General features: G+C 36.4%; 14 protein-coding genes and 1 tRNA gene. 3 read left to right on the top strand and 12 right to left on the bottom strand.

The genetic code is table 11. The annotated features are described in order from the left end of the window. Positions 1-15: 15 nt before the first annotated feature. Positions 16-1182, top strand: coding sequence for a PLP-dependent aspartate aminotransferase family protein (locus AB9K26_RS02220; RefSeq protein ID WP_369970901.1), 1167 nt, complete (start codon positions 16-18; stop codon positions 1180-1182). After that, positions 1175-2062 carry a 23S rRNA (adenine(1618)-N(6))-methyltransferase RlmF gene (gene rlmF / locus AB9K26_RS02225; protein WP_369970902.1) on the top strand — a complete coding sequence of 296 codons (888 nt, stop codon included), beginning with the start codon at positions 1175-1177 and terminating at the stop codon, positions 2060-2062. Before AB9K26_RS02220 ends, rlmF begins: the two co-directional genes overlap by 8 nt. A 2-nt stretch (positions 2063-2064) precedes the next feature. Here rlmF and AB9K26_RS02230 read toward each other — a convergent pair whose 3' ends face one another. The 3 genes from AB9K26_RS02230 to AB9K26_RS02240 all read right to left on the bottom strand — a co-directional run bounded on the left by AB9K26_RS02230 (position 2065) and on the right by AB9K26_RS02240 (position 6317). Beyond that, complete coding sequence (locus tag AB9K26_RS02230; RefSeq protein ID WP_369970903.1) at positions 2065-2733, bottom strand: DUF2490 domain-containing protein; 669 nt, start codon at positions 2731-2733, stop codon at positions 2065-2067. A gap of 105 nt (positions 2734-2838) precedes the next feature. Next, a complete protein-coding gene (gene pckA / locus AB9K26_RS02235) occupies positions 2839-4449 on the bottom strand; it encodes a phosphoenolpyruvate carboxykinase (ATP) (RefSeq protein WP_369970904.1) in 1611 nt (536 codons plus the stop codon). A gap of 38 nt (positions 4450-4487) precedes the next feature. Then, entirely contained in the window at positions 4488-6317 is a 1830-nt protein-coding gene (locus tag AB9K26_RS02240; RefSeq protein ID WP_369970905.1) for an SLC13 family permease, read from the bottom strand. A gap of 296 nt (positions 6318-6613) precedes the next feature. Here AB9K26_RS02240 and bshB1 point away from each other — a divergent pair, with 296 nt between their 5' ends. Next, positions 6614-7330, top strand: a complete 717-nt coding sequence (gene bshB1 / locus AB9K26_RS02245; RefSeq protein WP_369970906.1) for a bacillithiol biosynthesis deacetylase BshB1 — start codon at positions 6614-6616, stop codon at positions 7328-7330. Between the two features lie 4 nt (positions 7331-7334). Here the strand turns inward: bshB1 and AB9K26_RS02250 are convergent, their stop codons facing one another. From AB9K26_RS02250 to AB9K26_RS02290, 9 genes are all read right to left on the bottom strand, one after another. After that, the gene (locus AB9K26_RS02250; protein WP_369970907.1) at positions 7335-10694 is read right to left on the bottom strand and encodes a starch-binding protein; all 3360 of its coding nucleotides are present in this window, start codon (positions 10692-10694) and stop codon (positions 7335-7337) included. Positions 10695-10856: 162 nt separating this feature from the next. After that, positions 10857-10932: transfer RNA gene (locus AB9K26_RS02255), tRNA-His, on the bottom strand. 83 nt (positions 10933-11015) lie between these two features. Then, entirely contained in the window at positions 11016-12557 is a 1542-nt protein-coding gene (locus AB9K26_RS02260; protein WP_369970908.1) for a M28 family peptidase, read from the bottom strand. Positions 12558-12645: 88 nt separating this feature from the next. Beyond that, positions 12646-13683: a M28 family peptidase gene (locus tag AB9K26_RS02265; protein ID WP_369970909.1), complete on the bottom strand. Its 1038-nt coding sequence runs from the start codon at positions 13681-13683 to the stop codon at positions 12646-12648. A gap of 81 nt (positions 13684-13764) precedes the next feature. Further along, positions 13765-14106, bottom strand: a complete 342-nt coding sequence (locus AB9K26_RS02270) for an FUSC family protein (RefSeq protein WP_369970910.1) — start codon at positions 14104-14106, stop codon at positions 13765-13767. A gap of 4 nt (positions 14107-14110) precedes the next feature. Next, positions 14111-14890 carry a DUF3108 domain-containing protein gene (locus AB9K26_RS02275; RefSeq protein WP_369970911.1) on the bottom strand — a complete coding sequence of 260 codons (780 nt, stop codon included), beginning with the start codon at positions 14888-14890 and terminating at the stop codon, positions 14111-14113. Positions 14891-15343: 453 nt separating this feature from the next. Beyond that, a complete protein-coding gene (locus tag AB9K26_RS02280; protein ID WP_369970912.1) occupies positions 15344-15757 on the bottom strand; it encodes a DUF2452 domain-containing protein in 414 nt (137 codons plus the stop codon). A gap of 58 nt (positions 15758-15815) precedes the next feature. Then, the gene (locus tag AB9K26_RS02285) at positions 15816-18377 is read right to left on the bottom strand and encodes a TonB-dependent receptor plug domain-containing protein (protein ID WP_369970913.1); all 2562 of its coding nucleotides are present in this window, start codon (positions 18375-18377) and stop codon (positions 15816-15818) included. Positions 18378-18415: 38 nt separating this feature from the next. Continuing rightward, positions 18416-19330, bottom strand: coding sequence for a FecR family protein (locus tag AB9K26_RS02290; protein WP_369970914.1), 915 nt, complete (start codon positions 19328-19330; stop codon positions 18416-18418). Between the last annotated feature and the right edge of the window lie 7 nt (positions 19331-19337).

Consider the following 19337-nt stretch of genomic DNA (forward strand, 5'->3'; position numbering starts at 1 on the left):
TTTAAAAGTTCTATTATGTCAAAAAAGAAGTTAGGCTTAAATACCATTTGCACACATATCGGAGAAATAGAAGACCAACAGTTTAAAGGTGCTATTTCACCTATTTATCTTTCTACCTCGTATGCTTATGATGATGTTGAGGTAAAGCGCTATCCACGATACTTTAATACTCCTAATCAAGAACATTTGGCTAAAAAAATTGCCGCCTTGGAACACGCTGAAGATGCCTTGATATTTAGTAGTGGCATGGCTGCCATCAGTCACATGTTTTTGGCATTTTTAAAGAAAGGCGATCACATTGTGGTTCAGAATACCTTATATGGTGGAACGCGAAATTTTATCAAATCTGAATTCCCTAAATATGGTATTGAGTTTACCTTTACCGATGGTTATCAACCTTCAGATTTTGAAAAGGCTCTGCAGAACAATACAAAACTAATTCATTTAGAATCACCTTCAAATCCGTTATTGACCATTACTGACATTAAAGCTATAGCTGATTTAGCTAAGTCTAGACAAATCATCACAACAATTGATAACACGTTTGCAAGTCCGATCAATCAAAATCCAATCGATTTAGGAATTGATCTTGTGATGCATTCGGCTACTAAATATTTAGGAGGTCATAGCGATATTTTGGCAGGTGCTGTTGCAGGTGGTAAAGACCATATTGAAGCCATCTGGAATGTTGGAATTAATCTAGGTGGAAGCTTAAGTGATTTTACCGTTTGGATGCTCGAACGTAGTATGAAGACTTTAGCATTGAGAGTTAAGGCTCAAAACAAAAACGCCAAAAAAATAGCTGCGTTTTTAGAAAACAACAAAGCCATTTCAAAGGTGTATTATCCTGGACTTAAATCACATCCTGAATACAAACTTGCCAAAGGTCAGATGCACGATTTTGGAGCGATGCTATCTTTTGAATTAGAGGAAGGTATTGATGTTATGGCATTTCAAAACCAATTGAAATTGATAAAACCATCTATGAGTTTGGCTGGTGTTGAAAGTACGATGTTATTACCTGCAAAAACCTCTCATGCGTTGTTGACTGAAGAAGAACGCAAAGAAGTAGGTATTAGTGATCGATTGATTCGATTTTCGGTAGGTATTGAAGATGTTTCCGATTTAAAACGAGATATCAAACAAGCTTTGAAACACTCTAAAGCAACTACACTTGCATAAAAACAATAGACATTCAAAGAAGTATGATTTCAAGTCGCTAATAGACTCATATCCTCAATTGGAATCATTTGTGTTTACTAATAAGTATGGTGGTGAAACGCTTGATTTTGCTGATCCAAAAGCAGTTAAAGCTCTAAATACGGCTTTGTTGAAGCAGTATCACAATGTTGAATATTGGGAGTTTCCAGACCAAAATTTATGTCCGCCAATTCCAGGACGCTTGGAGTACATCTTGTTGTTAAATGATCTATTGAAGTCAAGTGGATTAGAAAAAGAAATCAAGGTTTTGGATATTGGAACAGGTGCTACTTGTATTTATCCGCTTCTTGGATATTCAGAATTTGGTTGGACTTTTTTAGCTTCCGAAGTTGACAAAAAAGCTTTGGCTAATGCCAATCAGATTATTCAAAAAAATGGATTGGAAGCCTATATTGAATTGCGATTGCAAAGCAAAAATGATGCAATATTGGAAGGAGTTCTATTGCCAAATGAACGACTAACGGCAACCATGTGTAATCCGCCATTTTTCAAAAATGAAAAGGAAGCCATTGAAAGTAACCAACAAAAACTCAAAGGACTAGGTAAGGAGGCAAAAACAATCCAACGAAATTTTAGTGGTACGTCCAGCGAATTATGGTATCCTGGTGGTGAAAAGGCTTTTTTGCACAATTATTTGTTCCAAAGTTCAAAACTAAAAGAGCATTTTTTTTGGTATACCAGTTTGGTGTCAAAAAAAGAACATATAAAGTCTATGAAAATTTCTCTTGAAAAACTTAATGCGACTGAATTTAAAGTTATTGAGTTCTCTTTAGGACATAAAAAAAGTAGGGTTGTAGCATGGTCTTTCTTATCAAAAGAGGAACAAAAACAATGGCAATAGGCTTATTTTTTTCTCAGGTCTGTTGTAATATGCATTCCCACTTGTAATCGGTTAAGGTTTAAGTTGTTTATATGTTGTCTTAAATAGCCTAGGTTGATTTTTACATGCTTATCAATTTGGATATCTAGTGCACCATAAATTCTATTTTCCCTAAAAGGATCTCCTTCAAGATTAACAAAGAACTCATTGCTAACTAAAAATGAAAATCGTGAATTTATGGGAATACTAGAACCCAAGCGATATCGTATTCTGTTTTGAAGTGTGTTTTCATGATCATGTAGAAAGCGATGTTCAAGTCTCAGTCTATGATTCAAAGCGATTCCGTAGAGCTTGTGTTTCCTGTAGATTTGTTCCCAAAAACGATGTTCAATGGTGTTTTTTACATCTGAAAATTCGATACTTCTGTCAATATCCAAGTAACCGTAATTAAAAGTGGCAAATGTTTGACTACCTATATGATAATTGAACCCTGTATAAAACAGGTTCAAATTGTAATTGGTACTTGGCTCGTAATACCTGAATTGTACACCAGAATTGATACTGAATTTTTCTGATAGTTGATGTTTCCCATTGTACATAAACCATGTCCCTAATTTGTCTTCAGGATTGGTTTGTGGACATACGACATTAGAAACGAAATAAAACACTAGGATCAACCAATAGCGTTTCATAAAGTGAAGTTTTAAGTGTTCATAAAAAAATGAGGCTGGCAATTTTAAAGTCATGAATGTACCTCTACTATTAGATGCCTAGCCAACCTCATTTTCATTAATTAATTATACGTGATCGTTTAAATGATGGTGCTCATCAATTAGTGGACCACCTTCAATGATTTGTTGTGAAGCTTGATTCACAAACTTTTCAAAGTTCAAGTGGAATGAATGTGCTAACTGAATAGCTTTACTAACATAAGCACCTTTTTGCAACCAAGTATTCATTGGATCCAATAATTCAGTTGGAACACCGTCACATTCCTTAGGCATGAACAATCCGAAAATTGGATGTTGTTCAAACTCGATATTGTCAAGTTTTCCTTCAAGTATTGAAGTAATCATCGCTCTAGTGTATTTTAATTTAATACGAGAACCAACACCATAAGGTCCACCGCTCCAGCCAGTGTTAATTAACCAAACATTGACACCAGCATCTTGCATTTTTTTGCTCAGCATTTCAGCATAAACCGTTGGATGCAATGGCATGAACGGTTCTCCAAAACAGGCTGAGAACGATGGTACAGGTTCTGTGATTCCTGCTTCGGTTCCTGCCACTTTTGCGGTATAGCCTGAAATGAAATGATAGGCTGCTTGTCCAGGGGTTAGTTTAGAAACTGGCGGCAACACACCAAAGGCGTCACAGGTGAGGAAGAAAATGTTCTTCGGATTGCTGGCATACGATGGCTGTTGGATATTGTCAATATGGTAAATCGGATAACTTACGCGTGTGTTCTGTGTAATACTGCTATCCATATAATCAACCTCGCCATTGTCTTTGAAAATGACATTCTCTAAAATTGCACCTGGTTTGATGGCTCTATAGATATCTGGTTCTTTTTCTTCAGTTAGGTCGATTACCTTGGCATAACAACCACCTTCGAAGTTGAAGATACTATTCTCTGCTGTCCAACCATGTTCATCGTCACCGATCAGTTTTCGGTTAGGATCTGCTGACAAAGTTGTTTTTCCGGTTCCAGACAAACCAAAGAAAATAGCTGTGTCACCATCTTCTCCAACATTGGCAGAACAGTGCATTGGCAATACGTTTTTGTCCACAGGAAGGATCATGTTCAAGGCAGAGAAAATACCTTTCTTCATCTCTCCTGTATAAGCTGAACCACCAACTAGGGCAATTTTCTTAGTGAAGTTCAAAATAGAGAAGTTACCCTGTCTTAAGCCATATTTATTAGGTTCTTTGCATTCATAACCTGGAGCACAAAGTACAAGCCATTCTTCCTCAAAGTTTTCAAGTTCTTTTTCTGAAGGTCGTAAGAACATATTAAAGATAAACATATTAGACCAAGGATATTCTGTGATGGTTCTAACATTCATTTTATATTTTGGGTCTGCACAAACATAACCATCTCGAACATAGATTTCCTTTCCGCTGAGGTACTTTTCGATTTCAGATTGTAGATAATCAAAATTCTCAGGAGCGATTGGTTTGTTCGTTTTTCCCCACCAAACACGATCAGATGTATAGTCGTCTTTCACCAAGAAACGGTCTTGAGGAGATCGTCCTGTGAACTTCCCTGTATTGATGGCAAGTGTCCCGTTGGCAGTTTCTTTTCCCATGCCTTTTTCCAAGGTGATTTCCTGAAGTTTTTCAGGAGATAGTTGGTAATGGACTTTAGCGTCCTTAATTCCATATTTGGTAAGATCTGTTGTTTTCATAATTGGTTGTTTTAAAAGTGTTTCCATGATTTAATGTGTTAAAAAGGCCATATCACTGGCACTAGAATTAATGTCGTAATTAGAAATAATATCAATAAAGGGAATCCAACCCTGAAATAGTCCGCAAACTTGTAACCTCCTGCAGTCATTACCATGGCATTGGTTGTGGTGCCTACAGGAGTTAGAAAAGCTGTTGAAGCACTAATGGCTACAGCAATCATAAAAGGTGCAGCTGAGACATTTAAAGCACTTGCAGAAAGGATAACGATTGGAGCCATTAGAACTGCTGTAGCTGAATTATTGATGACTTGGCTAAATGTTGTGGTCAATAGAAAGACACCTCCAAGCAAAACAAGAGGATTTAAACTTCCTAAAGAGTTGACCAAACCATTGGCAATCATTTCTGCGGTTCCTGTTTTTTGCAATGCGATTCCCATAGGAATCATGGCAGCAATCATCACTACACTGATCCAACTAATACCTTTATAAGCTTTGGCAATTGGTACGCAACCAGAAATCAATACAATGCCAGCAGAAATTAAAGCGGCAATAGCTCCAGGAACCACTTTAAATACCAGTAAGACAATCATTAAAATCAATGCAAACAAAGCGACATATGATTTGTAATTGAGATTGGTGATGGTTTTAGACATACCTTCTGGACTGCCAATAATAACGAGGTTTTCGTGGTGCTCTTTAAGTTGTTCTATATCACTCCAAATACCTCGAATCAAGAAGGCATCACCCGCTTTTACAACAATTTCCCGTTCTAAAAAAGGCACATTGTTTCTTGAAGCTGCCATAAGTTGCACTCCAAAACGTTTAAAAAAGTTCCCTAAACGAATTTTTCTTCCGACGAGAACAGACTTAGGTGTGACAATAATCTCAGCCATACCCACTTCTTGATTGACCAAGTTGTTTTTTAGCTCATCAGCAATAGGTTCCAACGGAAGAAGTCCTAATCGGAATTTTATCATCAAGGTATTAATGGCTTCAGTATCACCTTTTACAGTGAGTATGTCGTGATACATGAATTCAGTTGAATTTGTTGGAAATTCAATAAACGCTTCATTGCCTTTAAATACATTTGGATGTCTTCGTTTGATTCGTATAATAGACACATGGTATTCGTTTTCGAAATTCCAATCGCCAATTTTCGTATTCAATAAAGGAGATACAGAACGTACTCTCAAACGGTAATAATCATCATCTACCTTATAGGCTTCAATCCATTTGTGGAACGTTGTACTGATATCGACCGGCTTATTGTTGGTTTTGTTGCTAGGCAGTAATTTATAACCAATAAACCTGAAATAGAGGAGTGCTATCAATAACAAAGGCAATCCGATAAGCGCAAATTCAAAAAATGAAAACCCCTCGAGTCCACTTTCCAGCATGGTATTGTTCACAATGATATTTGGAGGTGTTCCGGTTAGTGTTAATAATCCACCAGTATTAGAGCCAAAGGCGACTGGCATTAAAAGTTTAGAAGGTAAGGTTCCGATATTCCATGCTGAAGCAATGGTAACAGGCATCAATGTTGCAATGGTTCCTGTATTGCTTACGACACCTGATAGCAATCCAGAGCCTAAAGTGGTAATCATGAGTAGTCGAGTAGAACTTTTTCCAGCAAGTTTCATGAATTTTTCGCCTGCAATGGCAGTCCATCCTGTTTGTGATAAGCCTTCACCTATAATAAAAAGTGCCGCAATCATAATGACTGTCGGATTGCTAAATCCACTTAAGGTTTCATTCAGATCTAAGATTCCGAATAAAAACAAGCTAATCATAGAAAGTAAGGCTACAATATCTGGAGTGAATTTTCCCCAGATGAACAATCCGATGGTAACGGTCAATATGGCAAGCATTAAATACATAGTGTAGCACTTAAATTCAATACTTTAAAGTTATGTTTTGTATGCTGAAATTAATATGATATATGTCATGGAAATAGAGTGGGACTGACTTTTACGGTTTTCACTTTTTTCAGATTGTTTTATTGAAAATAATATTTACGAAAACGAATGCGTAGTATTGAGTTATAAATATTAGCTTTGTTTTATCGTAAAATTTTGAGTTTTCTTGAGTATGATTTATAGGATTTTGTAATTTATTCAGAACTAAAACGTCAGATTTTTACTTAGTAGATTAAATTTTTGATAAGATGAAACTAGATATATTGGCTTTTGGAGCGCATCCAGATGATGTGGAATTGGGTTGTGGTGGACTTATAGCAAAGGAAGTTGCAAATGGTAAGAAAGTTGGTGTGGTCGATTTAACGCGAGGAGAGCTTGGTACTCGAGGTACAATTGAAACCAGAGCGCAAGAATCAAGTGCTTCTGCTGAAATTTTAGGACTTTCCATAAGAGAAAATTTAGGCTTTGCTGATGGCTTTTTTGTGAATGATAAAGACCATCAGTTAGAAGTTATCAAAGTCATTCGTAAGTATCAACCAGATATTGTATTATGCAACGCTATTGAAGATCGGCATATTGATCATGCACGAGGCAGTAATTTGGTAAGCGATGCCTGTTTTTTAAGTGGCTTGATAAAAATAGAAACCGAAGTTGATGGGCAAAAGCAGGAGCAGTGGCGACCAAAACAAGTCTATCATTATATCCAATGGAAAAACATCGAACCAGATGTTGTGATTGATATCTCTGGCTTTATAGATAAGAAAATGGACGCTGTATTAGCGTATAAGACGCAATTTTACGATCCTGATAGTCAAGAACCACAAACGCCAATCTCAAGCAAAAATTTTACTGATAGTGTCAAATACAGAGCCAGAGACTTAGGTCGACTGATAGGCACTGAATATGCTGAAGGTTTTACAGCTGAACGTCATGTAGCTGTTGATAGTGTATTCGACTTGATATAAAATCTTACTTCAGAATTTTAACCGTTTTGATGGTATTGAACTCATCTTTCAGTTGCAATAGGTATAACCCTTTTGAAAGATTTCCAACCTTGATGTTTTTGTTTTCTATGGCTCCTTTTTGAATCAATTTACCAGTAACATCATAGATTTCATAAGTTTTAAAATCAATCGTTGTATCTATTCTAATGATGTTTTCTATCGGGTTCGGATAAAGTTTGAAAGTATCTATGTCATGAGTTTCAACAGACAGTACACCTTCGTTCCACTCGTACCATAGATCATTGGTAACACCAACAAAATCTTCGGTTTGATTGACTCCAACACCGCCTGAACCATTATTAAAAATGACATTAATACTAGTTAAACCAGTAAAGGTATATTTATACCATTCGGCATCATGCATTTCCATCGCAACTCCAGGCCAGACAGCATCTGCTAGTACACCATTCGGTTGTCCATTCCACCAATATACGTTTGGTGTAACAGCCCAACCTTGAGGAGGTTTGAAATACACTGTGAAGCTTTGGACGTCTTCAAACGTATAGGTTTCAGTTTTGATTGAAGACATATCACCATTTGTATTTTGGGCAAATGCCTTCAAGGTCGTAGTAGTCGTAAACTGAAGTGCCAATGGACTCGAGCCAGACAATGAACTTGTGGTTGGAGTGGAGCCATCAGTCGTGTAATAGATAATTGGATTAGGATCGGTTGAATCAATAGCCGTTAAAGTGACATCGACAGTTGACCCATTTGAAAAGGTGCCTCCAAGTGGATCAATGACCAAACAAGGTTCTGAAATATTTGGATTTGAAATCCAAGACATAGAATCCCATTCATAATAAGCATCTCCACTAGCACTTAAATCAGCCGTTTGATTACCTCCACCATCATTAAAGATAAGATTGGTAGATGACACATTATTAAAAGTATAACTGTACCAACCATCACAAATTTCATTCATATCAACACCTGGCCATGAACCATCTCCCAAAACTCCTTCTGGTTGTGCATTCCACCAGTATATCTTTGGTGTTGTTGTCCATGAAGTAGGAGGTTTAAAATACACTGTAAATCCATCTACTTCACCAATAAAATAGGTTTTGGTTACAACATCAGATTGGTTGCCATCCAAGTCTACAGCAAAGGCTTTAAAAGTGGTTGTTTCGGTAATGTTGATTGTCGTTGTAGAAACTGCTGAAGCAGAACCCAGAGTAGGTTCAGAACCATCTGTAGTATAATAAATCGTCGGATTCGGATCTGTTGAATCGTCTGCTGTAATGATTACATCGATTGGATTTTCGGAGTAATTATTTTCAGGCTGAAACGTAATGGTCGGATTCACGTCTAAATTTTCACCTACCCAAACATGTTGGATTTTAGATTTGGTAACATTCCCATTAGTATCGGTTATTTCCACATAATAATCTACCAATACTTCTGAAAGTCCACTAATTTCAGCATGATACTGATTGGCAATATGATCTGGCAATACAAAAAAGTCAATTTCAGGATCGTTGGTAATATTGGTTTTTGGAAATATTCTTTCGATCATCGCTAAAGTTTGCCAAGCACCAACTGAAGGTCCTCCAGCATAGGTTTCATTGTCATTATTATTCAACGGATTGGTACCATCGTTATCCACTCTGTATTTTAATTCAGCAGACACAATACCATTCACATCATAAGCGAAAGTCCAAACTGTAAAATCGGCCGAATTCAAATGTTGCTGGTAACCATAAGTAGGTCCGAAACCAATACTTCCTGGATTGTATGGATAACGTTGTGGAATAAACACTGAAGGAGGCGTTGTATCGATTCCTGCATTATTATCAATCACATTTTGGGCATAAGCAATGGCATTATTTCCAGCTATGGTTTGCTTAATTTCCATATCGATTGCTTTTCCATAATACATATAGCCACTAGTGTAACCAGGTAACAGTGCGTGCCAAGCTAATTCAGCATCAGAAGAAGAGGCAGAAGGGTTCACAATATCTGAAATATCAGTACCACCTTCAAGGTCTTCAGCCATGACGACAAAGTTTTCAGCGGCCGTCAATACAGCCCAGTTTCTAGCATCTTCAGTCCAACCATTTGGATCAAACTCAAAATCCGAAGTATACATTGGCCATAACCAATTAATAAATTGCGGACTTCCCCAATCGTTTGCAGCATTGAACCAAGACCCATCCTCAACTTTTACCACATCATTATCGGGAACCGGATGGTCATTCAAAAACTGTTGGATTGTTGTTGGTGAATACCCTTGATTAGCAGCAGCATTGGTAAAGTTTGGAACAGCTTGCTGGTAATAGCTTGCACCTCCTCCCCAAGCATTATCACCATCATGAGCCAATAGTACAAGAGATGGCTGACTTGGGTTATCATAAGGAGCAATGTTGTTGTCAATATCAGCAGTACTTTGTTCAGAAAAACCATCACGATAGCTTAAGAGATCTGCCATGGGCACCACAGTGATTTTATATTCCTGACCTGTTTCTGGATTAACATATTTTGCTTTGTGCGCTTGGTAGCTGTAAGGTGCAGCAAATGTTCCGCCACGACCATCAATTTGTCCGCTCCACCAGTTATTACCATTTGTAACAACTTTATCTGCTTGATTTGGTGGATTCGTATTGACACCTGATGTTCCGAAGTTTATGGGATAATCATTTAAGGTTCTCGCCAAATGACTGTTGGCAATCACAGACCATTCCAGACCTTCTTCAACCAACACTTGAATAATACGTTCAGAAAAAGAACATTCGGCAGGCCAATAGCCAGGTGAGACAGTTCCGTTGAAATAGTCTTGAACAATATGTTTATGGCCTTGGATTTCCTTTCTTAAAACACGATCACTTACTAAAGGAGAAAGTGAATGATGCCATGTAAAACTTGTGACATCCATACGTGGAAATCCGCCAGAGGTTTGCCAGTTTTGTGCTTCAATAACAGAACTGGTCCAGTTAGGAACATAGCCCCAAGCACCAGCATCAGAAAGGGATTGTATGTTTTCAATTAAGCAACCACCATAGTTCACTTGGGCACCAGCATCAGCATGACCTTGAATGCTATTGATTGAGTTGCGAGCTTCCCATTGGTAAACGTTTACACGATCAGGTTTACTGAAAATCTCATAAAGATCGTTCAAGGGATGCGCTAATCCATCAGGATAGATATTTCCACCGTTTTGTTTTAACTGAAAGGATTCCCAAGCTTTTTGATATTCATAGGGATTTGAAACACTAGCATCTGGCCAATAGGTTGGTTGTTGAAGATGCCAAAGATACGACGTATGCACTTGTCCGAAAGAAAAACCAATGCTAAAAAAAAGGAGGTATGCTAGGGAAATTTTAATTTTCATAAGTACGTGAGAAAATCTATGATTAATTCGTTAATACATATTATTGTTTTTTCAGAAAATCTCAAAATTTCAAACCAACTACAACGTTATATGTTAATAAATCACACGATTTTTATTAAAAGCACAAAAAAAGCCTTTCATTTCTGAAAGGCTTGTCTTTTTGGGTGGAAGATCGGTCTCGAACCGACGACCTCCTGAACCACAATCAGGCGCTCTAACCAACTGAGCTACAACCACCATTTTAAATAGGATTGCAAATGTAAGCCATTTGCAATTTTTTACAAAGTCTTTTTTTAAGTTATTTTAATTATTCTGATATAGCTATTTAGTGGCTTTATCAACAATAACTCTATTTTCTCTATTGACGAGTTCCCATGCCGTGTAGAAAACCAATCTCGTTCGCTTCTCTAAAAGATCGTATTGAATTTTATCTGGTGTATCTGTAGGTTTATGGTAATCTTCGTGCGTTCCATTAAAATAAAAAATTACTGGAATATTGTTTTTGGCAAAATTGTAATGATCTGAACGATAATAGTAGCGATTTGGATCGGTTTCATTGCTGTAACGATAGTCTAAATTGATGTTGGTATAAGTCGCATTCGCTTTTTCATTAATGTCATGAAGTTCTGTACTTAGCATATCAGATCCTATAACATAAACATAGTTTCTGTCGTCTTCATGAAGTTTATCAACACGACCAATCATGTCGATGTTGAGGTTAGAGATGGTATTTTCCAGAGGAAAAACAGGACTGATATCTGTATAATGTTTAGACCCAAGAAGTCCTTTTTCTTCACCTGTTAAATGCAGGAACAAAATAGATCGTTTCGGGCGATAACCTTCATTGACCGCTTTTTGAAACGCTTCGGCAATTTCCAACATGGCAACCGTTCCAGAGCCATCATCATCAGCACCATTACTAACTACGCCATCTTCAATGCCAAGGTGATCTAAGTGAGCAGAAATCACCAAAACTTCATCAGGTTTTTCTTCACCTTCAATGTAAGCAACAACATTTTCTGTCGTAAAAGGTTTGATGTTTTTTTTCATTGAAAGTTGAAGGTCTGTTTCAACAGTTCTTGGAGTATGGTTGGAATCAATATCTGGTACAATTTGATTTGCCAATGAATTATTGATTATAAAACTATAAGAGTCGTTGTCATTACTTACAGCAGCAATACGACCTTCATAAGTGTTTGGATCAATGTTTTTGTAATATTTAGAATAATAGTTTACAGTTGCATCATCCAAAAAGAAAACAGCTTTTGCTCCATGCTTTTCAGCAGTTTCAATTTTTAAATTTCTTGCTCGTCTTCCAGAAGTCCATTGTGTTTTTCCCTTGGTGCCAGAAGTGACATAAGTACTATCAGGATTCATGGGTTCTCCAGCTTTCATAATCACATACTTACCTTTAACATCCATGGTTTTGTAATCTGAATAAGTATCGGTATCAATACCATAACCTAAATAAACAATTTCACTAATGGATAAATCTGAAACATTGACATTTCTTGGTGGAATGTATTCATCATATAGAAGGGCTTTTTTACCATTGATTTTTAAATCAACATCAGCGAGCAATTGTCTTTCTAAGGGAATTTCCTGAAAATAATTATCAGTGCCATAAGCTGAAGGAATGCCCATTTCAACATATTGATCTTTGAGATAATTTACGGCCATTTTTTGACCAGGCTCACCGGTTTCTCGGCCTTCAAATTCATCTGAAGCATATTTATACAGAAGTTCCTTTAATTCGGTTTCTGTAATGGTGTCGCCATAAATTTTAGGGTCTGCAGGTTTTTTTGTTTGAGTACAAGAGAGGGATAAGAGGCATAAAGCTCCTATCGTTAAAATCTTTTTCATAGATGTTTAGTGTTTTGAATGCGATATTACAAAATATCTTTGAGTTTAGATTTTACCTCTATACTTTCTTTAACAAACTTTAACAGGATTAGGAATCGAGATCGACTTGCAAGCGTTCATCGTTATTTGCCAAGTACCAAGCTGTTGTAAAGATCAATTTTGTTCTTTGGCTCAGTAACGGATAGTTTATCTTTTCGGCAGTATCTGTTGGTTCATGATAGTCTTCATGCGTACCATTGAAATAGAAAATTACAGGAACTCCTTTTTGGGCAAAACTGTAATGGTCTGATCTTGTGTAGTATTGATTGGGATCACTATCACTATTAAGTCGGTAATCTAAATTGAGTTTTGTAAACGTTTCATTGGCCTTTTCCGAAATAAAATGTAATTCTGTACTTAGCCGATCGGAACCAATTAAATAGATGTAATTCGGATTGTCTTGATGTGCTTCATCTATGCGACCAATCATATCAATGTTGAGATTGGCAACAGTGTTTTCTAAAGGAAATATAGGATGTTGCGTATAGTATTTAGAACCTGTCAAGTCTATTTCCTCTCCTGTGAGATGTAGAAATAAAATGCTGCGTTTCGGTCCATGACCTTCAAGCTTAGCCATATTGAATGCTTGTGCCATTTCTAACATTGCCGCAGTTCCAGAGCCATTATCATCGGCACCGTTATAAATAATGTCGTCGGTAAATCCTTCATGGTCTGAATGACCTGTAATAATTAAGATTTCATCAGGGAAAGTAGTTCCTTCTATAAAAGCCAAAACATTGGGAGAACTGTTCTGAGGTTCAGGAAAAAAGTCGCCATCAACAAATTGATAATAATTTTCAGGACCTAAAGGCGAAGGGATGTTCTCTTTAAAGTAGTAATCCTTGATAAAATCTGCAGCTTTCATGTGTCCTGCTTCACCAGCTCTTCTACCTTGGAATTCATCTGATGAAAATTGATACACATGGGCATTTAATTCTTCAGCGGTAATGGTGTTGGCGTATTTATTAATGATATCAGTATCAAAAAAAACAATATTACTTTTTATGTTTTCTAATTTTTCGGTATGGCTTAAAGTCGCACAAGACCCAACAAGTATAAGCAATGACGTAACAGCTTGTATCTTCATTTAGAATAAAATAGGAGAGGGTTTAGGTTAGTATTCTAACTGCCAGTCAAATAACGTAAAAAAACATAAGAAAAAGAAGTTTTATTCTATTTCAATATCATCAATCTCCAAATCGTTAAGTTCCTCTATGGCTTCCTCTTCAGAGGCTTTTTCCTTAATTTCCAATTCTTGAGTGTCTCCAACTTCAACAGTATTGAAAATTGCTTTATAGGTTGTTAATCCCAAAGCGATGATGGTAAGCAGGAACATAAGTTGAATGGGTCTTTTTGCACCTGTGTCGGTTTTTGATAGGAATAACGACACACTCCCAAAAAGAAGTGCTAAAATGCCTGGAATGTAAGCAATCTTAGAAAGAGGAGTCACAGCTAATACAATAGCTAAAATAGCCGTAATAAAGCCTAAGACAATCATTAGTTTTTTCATGGTTTTAGTTTTTCAATCCGGTTGCCGATTTGATTTTTAACTCGCCACTGCCTACAGCAATCTTAAATTTAGCATACACAGGGATTTTGTTTTTATCAGCCGTTAACCAAAGTAAATTATCGTTGTTGCCTTTCAAGACATCGCTATTGCTAATTGAAATGGCTAATTTGTAGCATTCTTTTGGTCCGATTTTGGTTGTGATGGTCTCGATTTTCAATAGTTTGACGTTTATAGAAAATTCCTCGTTATCAAAGAGCACCTTAAAGGTAGAGCTATCACCAATCTTGGCTTTATCAATATCTAAATTACGAATATGATAAATGGTTGTGACCAAATCTCTGGTAGATGGATTGAGTTTTAATGTTTTCTTTACTTCCCAAATGCTTCCATCACTGCGTTCTTTGCGTTTGATGCTTTCTACTGTTTTTGATTTGTGACTGAACTTATACTGCATGAACTTTTCATAGCCACCTTCGCTAATGTCTCTTTTGTACAAATAAGGGGTTAGGTATTTTGGGCTCACATAACTTTCATACAAGTCTCGTATTTTAAAGAAGCTATCCCATTTACTATAGGTTGTAGCTGTACATTTTAAGCGAAGTAAAGTAGATTTAGCGGTTTTGACTTCACTGGTTTCCATTTTCACTTCAGCTAGTTCGGTTAAGAGTCCAGACATATTATAAGATGCACTGAAGATTAATTTTTCATTGTTTCCAATCGATGTGTTTTGAGAAGACGCTAGCATCGTAAGAGACAGGGAAACCAAAAAGAACATATATTTCATGAGATAGGGTTTGTTAATTAACTTTTTGAATTGCATTTATTGTGCCAAAAGTAATGTTGTTAATCTGATTTCTAAAATATGAAAATAGGGAGTTAATGAAAAACTTTTCATGTGGATTAAGTAAGTGCTATTCTTTTTTTATAACTTAGTAACTAATGAACTAACCCTCAACTTATGAGTTTTTTTAAAAAGATAGGTCCATCAAACCTTTTTATGATATGTCTCTGTGCATTGATTATTGTAGTAGCTGAATACCTATTTCTTCGTGGTGATAAACTTCACGCTATATTTATTGGGCTTTGGGTACCGACCATATTAGGACTTGTAATTTTTATAAAACAGATAACCAATGGACGCTAATGAAATTGTTTTCTGGTTCTCTATTTTTGTGTCCTTCTGCGTTGTCGTTTGGGCAGTGGTAGTGATACGTGCGTATTTAAAAGCTGGTAAAGACTAAGACTTGAAGTCGATTTTTTTCCAGAGCTGTTCGCTGTTGAGATAAAAACTTCCAACGTAATCGAAATTACAATCCTGAGGTGCAATGATAGATAAAAATAAATGCGCAGTCTTGTCTCTGTACAAGTGATAGGTTTCACCAATGGTAGGCTCAAAATTAAAACGCGCGTTGTAAACCAAATTATTATATTCCAATTCCTGAAGCATTTTGTCATACTCAGCTTTTAACTCTTGGTATCTTGCTTCCAATTGTTTGTTGGCTTTAAATATGTTTTTGTTCTTCCATGCGGTCGTATCTGTGATTTCAATAGCTGGAGCACCTACATTGGTGGAATAGGGTCTTAAGGAAGCATCATAAGATTGGGACTTCTCATTGAATACAACTTGATCTGGTTTTTTCTTCTTTGCCATAAGAAAGTTTTTGCAAAGATACGTCTTGGGTTTTAAATGGATATCATAATCATTCAATCTAAAAAAATATTCTGAAAGACGCATTAGGTGTTATTCCAAGAGAAAACTTTTGAATAACTTGTTGCAATTCCAAACCAGCGCCTTCGTCTTCAGTGATGTAGGTGTATGAGATTGGAACTTCCCTGTTGTAAATATTCAATACTGAAAAACCTACTTGTCCGCTCCATTTTTTTGATTTACTGAATTTAAAGTCATAAATAGCAGAGGCATCCAATCGATGGTAGTCTTCTAGTCGCGCACTGTTAATGCTGCCAAAAGAAACAAGAGATGTTTCTGGGTCATAGCTTGTTATTGGTGTGTAAGGCGCACCTGTTCTGTATTGCCATCCCAAAGAGATGTCTAGATTGTTTATTTTCAGGGAATTTGATATTCTAAAACTATGTCTAATATCATTGTTTCCAGGGAAATTGCCTCCTTGGATATCAGGAAAATCAAAACTGATGTTATTATAAGTGTAACCAGCCCAAATACGATAATTTTGAAATCGTTTTTTGATTAAAAGATCTAATCCTCTAATAATGCTTTCACCTTCATCTAATTTCAATTGTGGGTTTCCAAAACCACTGGTTTGTGATGTCAATCCAGAGATTTTTTTATAGTAAGCATCAAAGTCAATGGTCCAATGTTTTTTATCGAATAGCAACCCTGTAGATATTTGATCGCTTCTTAATAATGGACTGTCAGTGTTATTGGACAAGCGCCAGATATTATTTTCCAATCGCAACTCTCCTTGATCAAATTCTATGATTTGCGAGATGGGCTGATGGCGTCTCTCTAAGCTTCCTTTAAGTCTCAAGGATTTAATCAATCGGTATTCTATATTTAATCGAGGCTCTAAATACAATGCTTTTAAGCTGCTATAATGAACCGTTCTAAGTCCAATACCGATTAAGCTTGAGTTTTTTGTGCTATAGCTATATTCGGCAAATAATGCATTTTTCAGATTTTGATAAGCGTTTTTGAAAGCTTGGTTTTCTTCATTACTGATCTGATCCTCTTGTACAACTTCAATATCAACGCGACTATTAGAAATTTGATAACCGAATGTCAGTAGATTTCGTTCGCTTACATATCTGTTAAGCTTTAAATTCAGTCCAATATCTGTAATGCTATTACTTATTTTATTCCTTTCACCTAACACATTGTCAATGGTTTCCTGATTAAAATAGTCAGAATCATATTTTGATACATAAATTGAAATGTCTTCGGAATTATAGCCATTACCTTGATGTTTCCATTTAAAACTTAAGCCATTGTTGGTGGTTACCAAATCATCAGCTTTTCTCTCATTGCTATTCACAAAGGAAAAGTCTAAAGCATTTTGATTGATCAAGCCGCTTAAAATAAATGTATTGGCGTCGTTTGGAGTGAAAATAACTTTTGCATTCATATCATGAAATGAAAAACTGTCTGTGCTGGAGTTTTCCGTATAGTCGTCATCGCTTTGAACGTCTATGATTTCGCCATTGGCATTTTTGACTACTCCTGTATTTCTAAAAACTTTATCGGCAAAGCTTTCATAGGTCGGACTTCTGAAAATATCGTCTAAAGAACGTCTTCCAAACACATAAACAGCGAGCTTATCAGATATAGCGGTTTTTACAAACCCATCAATGCTAAGGCCGTCAATACCCAAACCACTTTCGGTTTTTTCTGGAATATTTTCACCAGTCGTGATATCAATGATTCCTGAAATACGATCACCATAAACAGCGCTTGTTCCAGATTTGAAGACATTGGCTTTTTGGGTGGCATGCGGATTTATAGATGAAAACATACCGTACAGGTAACCTGTGTTGAACAGTTTAATGTCGTCAAGCAAGATGAGGTTTTGGTCTGGTGTGCCACCTCTAATTTGTATTCCTGAAGCAGATTCATCTAAGCTATTGATTCCTGGAATCAATTGAATGCTTTGCAGTAAGTCTGAAGATACAAGTCCAGGAAGAATCCCTAAAGAGTTACTGTTGACATCAATGGAGCCGTCTTTTTTTCTATCGATTCCTGAAGTTACATATCCCAATACCAAGACTTCATTAAGCATTTCATTTTTAGCTGAAAGATAGATTTGTTGACAACCTTCATTGGCTGAAAATTCAAGTGGAAAATAGCCGTTTTTTGAAATTGAAAAATTGTTGTTTTCGTTTTTCCTTAACTGAAAAAAACCATTGCTATCAGAAATGGATGGTAAACCTGAGGAGTTTGTAATTTCAGCATAAGGTATTGGTAAGTTGGTTTCTTGGTCTAAGATATAGACTGAAATCAAATCGTCATTGGTTTTGGGAGCAATAATGACGCGGTCTTTTGAAAGCAACTTGAAGTTTAGGCATGTTTGCGATTCAAGTAAATCGAGTAATTCCTCAAATTCGATGTCTTCAATAGTTAATGATATTTGCTTGTGCGCAATAAGGTCGATAGCATAAGAAAACGTAACGTTGTTTTCTGTTTCTAATTGATTGATAACATCATGTAAACTTGAGCTTTTAAAGTCATAGCTTTTTCGTTTTTGAGCAATACCTGATGAAATGATAAAAAAGGAAAAAAGAAAAATAAAATGCTTCATAAATGAACCTTATCCAAGAGGAAGATACTAATTTAAAGTTAGTCTTCTGTAAGTATAATGGTGTTGCCTTTGAGTTCGTAGGTAATTCCCATAGGAACTAAAGTTGATTTAAGAGCGAGGTCTAAATTATTGTGCTCAAAACTTCCAGAGAACAAACGCTCTGTATTGACGTTTTCAGTCTCAAAATCAATGTCGAAATACTGTTTTAATTCTTCTAGAACTAGGTGCAAAGGTTGTGCTTCAAATTTTGATAATCCGTTTCTCCAATCTGGTGAGTCTTCTTGAAAAGTCAAGTTTTCAACCGTATTGTTTTCAATATTTATTTGCATTCCCTTGGTTAGGGTTTGAGGCGATGCGGACATGTTTTTTTGAGAGAATTCCACTGTTCCTTCATAGCATTTCAATTCAAATGTGATTCTGTCTCTAATGTTGAATTGGGTTCCTAAAACCCTCACTACACCTTGAGAGGTTTCCACTTTAAAGTCGTCTCCTTTGGTAATAGTAAAATAAGCTTCTCCAGTTAATTTGACGGTTTTGTCATTAGACCAAAAAAAGCGTTTCAAAGAAATGCTGGAATTGGAATTTAGATGTACCTCAGAACCGTCATTTAAAACAATGGTTTGGTTGTCACCAATACCGTTGCTGTAGGTTTTGGAGGAATTCAAATAGAAGCCTAACGACAATATCAATATAGCAGCAACAGCTATTTTTTGCCATAGCTGAATGGTTTTTGATTTTGAAGTCGTAGTAGGAGTGCTGATTTTTTCTTGTACATTTTTCAATGCTTTCTCTACGTCAATTTCTGGTCCGCTCAACAATTGCGCTTCTTCATCAATGCGTTTAAACTCCTTGTAGGCATCCGTTTTTTTGAAGGCAGCTAATTCTTCATCAGAAAGTTCTCCTGCAATCCAACGTGCTAAAAAAGTCTCATCTGTATGGTAGTTTTGTTCCATTTACCTT

This window comes from Psychroserpens sp. XS_ASV72, from assembly GCF_041224425.1.
Taxonomy (GTDB): domain Bacteria; phylum Bacteroidota; class Bacteroidia; order Flavobacteriales; family Flavobacteriaceae; genus Psychroserpens.